Below are 4,050 nucleotides of genomic sequence, written 5' to 3' on the forward strand. Positions count from 1 at the left end.
ATACTAAGGTGATTTGATTCGTTTCATTTTTGTTAAAAATGGTCACATGCTGTTCGCCATTCGGAACTACTTCTATGATCGACTTTGTTACGAAAGCCATTGGATATTGCATTTCTTCAAAAGTGGCTTTGTTATCCGCCACTTTCTCCGTCAATTGCGCATATTCTTGCATTTGTCCCGAAACTATTAACTGCTCTTTCTCGACTTGAAGCCATTCTTGATCGCGGACTTCAGCGTTCACATAATACGCTTGCATTAAGAAAAAGTAGACACCCACCAAAGCAAGCAGGAAAAGGAAAGCCCCGCTAAGCGCATACGGAAGAAAGTTTCTCTGTTTTTTTTCAAAAAAATTGACTTCAAACATGTTCATTTTCCTCCTGCACTGTTTTTCTGCTGCGCTTCACTTTTTTCTTAGCTATTTTCTGCGCAACGGCTGCATGTTTCTCTTTCGATGCCAGCCCATATAACGGCAAAAACTTAGAGCTGATTTCTTCAGAGACCTGCAGCATATGAATCGGCAGAAAGAAGCGTTGGGCTAATTGTTCCCTTACCTTTTCAAGCTCAGGAAAGTCGCCCATCAAAAATATATCCGTCACGCCTCCTTCCCCGTTCATCACAGAATAGCGATAAAACTCCAGCAACCTTTCCAAAACATCAAGAGTATCCGTGATTGTCTCTTCAAAAGAGTCTTGATCGTCCTTCCAGATCCATTCACCTTCTTTTGTCACATCCCATAAATCCACCAGACGGGCTAAGCTTGACTGGCGTGAAAACTTAGGCAAACCTCGGTGAAAAACCATAATCGCATGCCCTACAGGACTCCATTGCAATACCATTACGTGCTTTTCGGGATTCTGTTGCAGTTCATTTTGTTGCTGAATAATCCGATACAGGCATAACGAAGAGATATCCGCTACAACGGGATCCAAAGATACTTTCTGCAATACAGATTCATACTTTAAAATAACTTCTTGCGGATAAAGCATCAAAATGATGTTTTGCTCGGTCTCATCCCCTTCAAGCAACTCAAAGTGAAAACGCGTCTCCTTGAACGGAGAACGAATCAGTTGGCCCATATGTAAGGTAATATATGCTCTTATTTCTGAGGGTGCTAACTGTACCGGCACTTTTTCTTCGCGCACAATCACAAAGTCGTCAGGCAACAGGATCGATGCTTGCGCATTTTTCCATTTTTTCTCGGTAACCAATGCGTTTAAGCGATTCTCAAGCAAAGAGGGATTAAGAATTCTCCCCTCATGGAGGATTTCGGTATCAAACAAAATCTCACTTTGTTCCAGGATAGTGCGGGATTGCGCATCCATGACTAAATAGCGAATCCGTCTTTCCAAAAATTCAAAATAAAGCAGTGGTTTTTTCTGAAATAACATGATGTACCTCCCTCCGGGTCCGAAAAGCAAACAGTGATAACATTCAGCTCAGAAATGAAAGATACCACTGAATCATAGCTTCTCCAAAATAAAAAACAGTTACCGCAGCCAGGCTGATGAACGGACCAAACGGAAGGGTCATTTTTCGATTGCCGCCTTTTAGCTTCATGATGATCATTCCCGTGATTGCTCCGTAAAGCGTGGCTAAGAAGAAAAGCAATAAAAAAAGATTAGGTCCGAAAATAAAGCCCAATAAAGTGAAATATTTCAGATCACCTGCGCCCATGCCCCCATTCGATACGAGGATGATCACGAACAATAAACCAAAGGCCAGACCCGCTCCTATCAAGGACTCCCATAGAGAAGGCTGCGGATACAGGATGCGCAAACCCAAAAACAATGGCGTGAAAAACAAAAGTAACTTATTTGGAATTTTCCTGTAGGCCAAATCGGATACTGTGATCGGAATGATGAGCGCGATCAGCAGCAAGCCCAGAACAGTTTGTTCATTCCAACCATAACGGTAGAAAGTAACGGCCGCCAAGAGCCCGGTCGCCAACTCCATGATTGGGTACAGCAGCGAGATTTTCTCCTTGCATTGACTGCATCGGCCTCTTTGGCGCAAAAAAGACCAGACCGGAATCAATTCTTTCCAGGTCAAGGTCCGCTGGCACGTGTCGCAATAGGAACGATTTTGAGCCAACAATGTCCCGTTAGGCACCCGCAACCCCACCACATTAAAGAAAGACCCGAATACCAAGCCATAGATGAAAAAAATAATAGTTACGATCGTATGCATGAAAAAACTCCTAATAAGCAAGAAAGACTCCACGAAGGAGTCTTTCTATGTATTTGAATGGGTGTTACGATTAATTTACTTCGTACGTTGTCTTTCCATCAACAGTTGATTTCGTTACTGTTAAAGTATCTTCAATATCAGACTCAAGGAAACCTGCTTTTTCTAACGTATCAGTAGTAACTCCTGCAGCTGGTATGGTGTTTTCTATCTCGTACATTTGAGCAGCATCGATAACCAATGCTTCCTGCTGCGCATCCGTATCACTTTTCGCGTTAGTAATCAAATTCCCAACCAACGGAATCGAGATGGCAACGATGAATCCTAGGATTGCAATAACCGCTAGTAATTCAATTAATGTAAAGCCGCCTTCTTTTTTCAACAACTGTTTGATTTTATTTCTCATATTCTTTTCCTCCATTTTTTTCTATTTTTATTCGTGTTTGTTTACTAAAAAAACTCACTTCATATTTCAACAGAAGTTTATTTTCTACTACATTATATAAAAATTAATTTAGATGTGCAATATATTTAGCTCTAAACCATCAGAAAGTTTCGAACATACTGAACATCGGCACAACAATCGAAAGAACGATCAGACCAACTATACCCGAAAGGAAAATAATCATAACTGGTTCAATCAACGCCTGCAGTTTGTCGGACGCTTCCTGTACTTCCTGATCGTAGATTTCCGAAACTTTTTTCAGCATCTCATCCAACGCTCCGCTTGATTCCCCAACTTGGATCATCTGAATGATCAGCGGCGGGAAAAACCAATGATCGACCATCGGCTTAGCCAGCGATTCGCCTTGTTCGACATCTTTTTGCGCTTGCAATAGCACCTTCTCAACCACACGATTGCCCACTACTTGACTGGTCACTTCGATGGCCTGCAGAATCGGGACGGAACCATTGATCAAAGAACTTAATGTTTGCGTCATCCTCGCCAGCAATGTTTTCTGTAAGAAGGTTCCCAGAATAGGAATCTTCAGTTGCACCACATCGAACACATACGCGACCTGATCTTTTTTCCCAAGCTGAATGATACCTGCAATGAGGCCTCCGACTACTAAGATGGTAAGCCACCAGTAATGCTGAACCAAACCGCTCAGTGTCAGGACAAACTGCGTAATCGCAGGCAGCTCACTTCCCATGGAGGCAAACATATCCCCGAATATCGGCACGATGAACACCAACAGGAAGGCTGTGATGAAGAAGGCCAACCCCGCAACCACAAGTGGATAGGTCATAGCGGTGGAAATTTTCTGCTTGATGCGGTGCTGCTTTTCATAATAGTCCGCCATTTGTTGGAGCACTTCCTCCAAACGCCCGCTGACTTCGGCCGAGTGAATCATATGAATCAACAAGTCAGGAAACAATTTCGGCTTTTTGGCCATCGCTTCAGACAAGGAAACCCCTTCCCGTATTTCCTCCGACAATTCTTCCAACGCCTCTTTGAGCACCAAACTTGTTGATTGGGCAGCGAGCAGGTCCAACGCATCCACAAGTAAAATACCTGCATTCGTCAAAGAGGAAAACTGTCTCAGAAACACGATGAAATCCTTTGATTTCAAAGAGGTACGCAAGTTGAGGTCCTTGTTCAGAACGGCATTCAGCGCATCCACTTCAAAGACGATCAGATCCATGTGTCTGAGTTCGTTCAGGGCTTCTTTTTTGTTGGAGCTCTCTATTTTCCCCTTCATCAGTTTTCCTTCTCTTGTTTTGGCTTTGTAGGCAAAAACGGCCATCATTACCCTCCTTCCTTATTTAACGATTTTTTATCTGCAACTATGGTAATAGATGCGACCGGCTGATTGTTTCTTCTTCCACGAGCCGCTTGATGCTCATCTCCATGGTGTGCATCCC

At 43.1% G+C, this 4,050-nt stretch carries 5 protein-coding genes; all 5 read right to left on the minus strand.

Annotated features, from left to right (window positions below):
- The coding region (locus WBV27_RS08940) for a hypothetical protein (protein WP_424201325.1) at positions 1 to 364 on the minus strand (364 nt) is incomplete at its 3' end.
- Positions 357 to 1,388: a type IV pilus biogenesis protein PilM gene (pilM, locus tag WBV27_RS08945; RefSeq protein ID WP_424201327.1), complete on the minus strand. Its 1,032-nt coding sequence runs from the start codon at positions 1,386 to 1,388 to the stop codon at positions 357 to 359. The genes WBV27_RS08940 and pilM, both read right to left, overlap by 8 nt.
- A gap of 43 nt (positions 1,389 to 1,431) precedes the next feature.
- Positions 1,432 to 2,187 carry a prepilin peptidase gene (locus WBV27_RS08950; protein WP_424201329.1) on the minus strand — a complete coding sequence of 252 codons (756 nt, stop codon included), beginning with the start codon at positions 2,185 to 2,187 and terminating at the stop codon, positions 1,432 to 1,434.
- Between the two features lie 70 nt (positions 2,188 to 2,257).
- On the minus strand, positions 2,258 to 2,590 hold the full coding sequence (locus tag WBV27_RS08955; protein ID WP_424201331.1) for a competence type IV pilus major pilin ComGC: 333 nt from the start codon (positions 2,588 to 2,590) through the stop codon (positions 2,258 to 2,260).
- A 139-nt stretch (positions 2,591 to 2,729) separates the two neighbouring features.
- Positions 2,730 to 3,935, minus strand: a complete 1,206-nt coding sequence (locus WBV27_RS08960) for a type II secretion system F family protein (RefSeq protein WP_424201333.1) — start codon at positions 3,933 to 3,935, stop codon at positions 2,730 to 2,732.
- Positions 3,936 to 4,050: the final 115 nt, after the last annotated feature.

The organism is Trichococcus sp. (genome assembly GCF_049589555.1).
Taxonomy (GTDB): domain Bacteria; phylum Bacillota; class Bacilli; order Lactobacillales; family Aerococcaceae; genus Trichococcus.

Excerpts from the sequence above, each read along its gene's own strand:
- WBV27_RS08960 (WP_424201333.1), bottom strand. The coding sequence starts at position 3,935 with ATGATGGCCGTTTTTGCCTACAAAGCCAAAACAAGAGAAGGAAAACTG.
- WBV27_RS08955 (WP_424201331.1), bottom strand. The coding sequence starts at position 2,590 with ATGAGAAATAAAATCAAACAGTTGTTGAAAAAAGAAGGCGGCTTTACA.
- WBV27_RS08950 (WP_424201329.1), bottom strand. The coding sequence starts at position 2,187 with ATGCATACGATCGTAACTATTATTTTTTTCATCTATGGCTTGGTATTC.
- pilM (WP_424201327.1), bottom strand. The coding sequence starts at position 1,388 with ATGTTATTTCAGAAAAAACCACTGCTTTATTTTGAATTTTTGGAAAGA.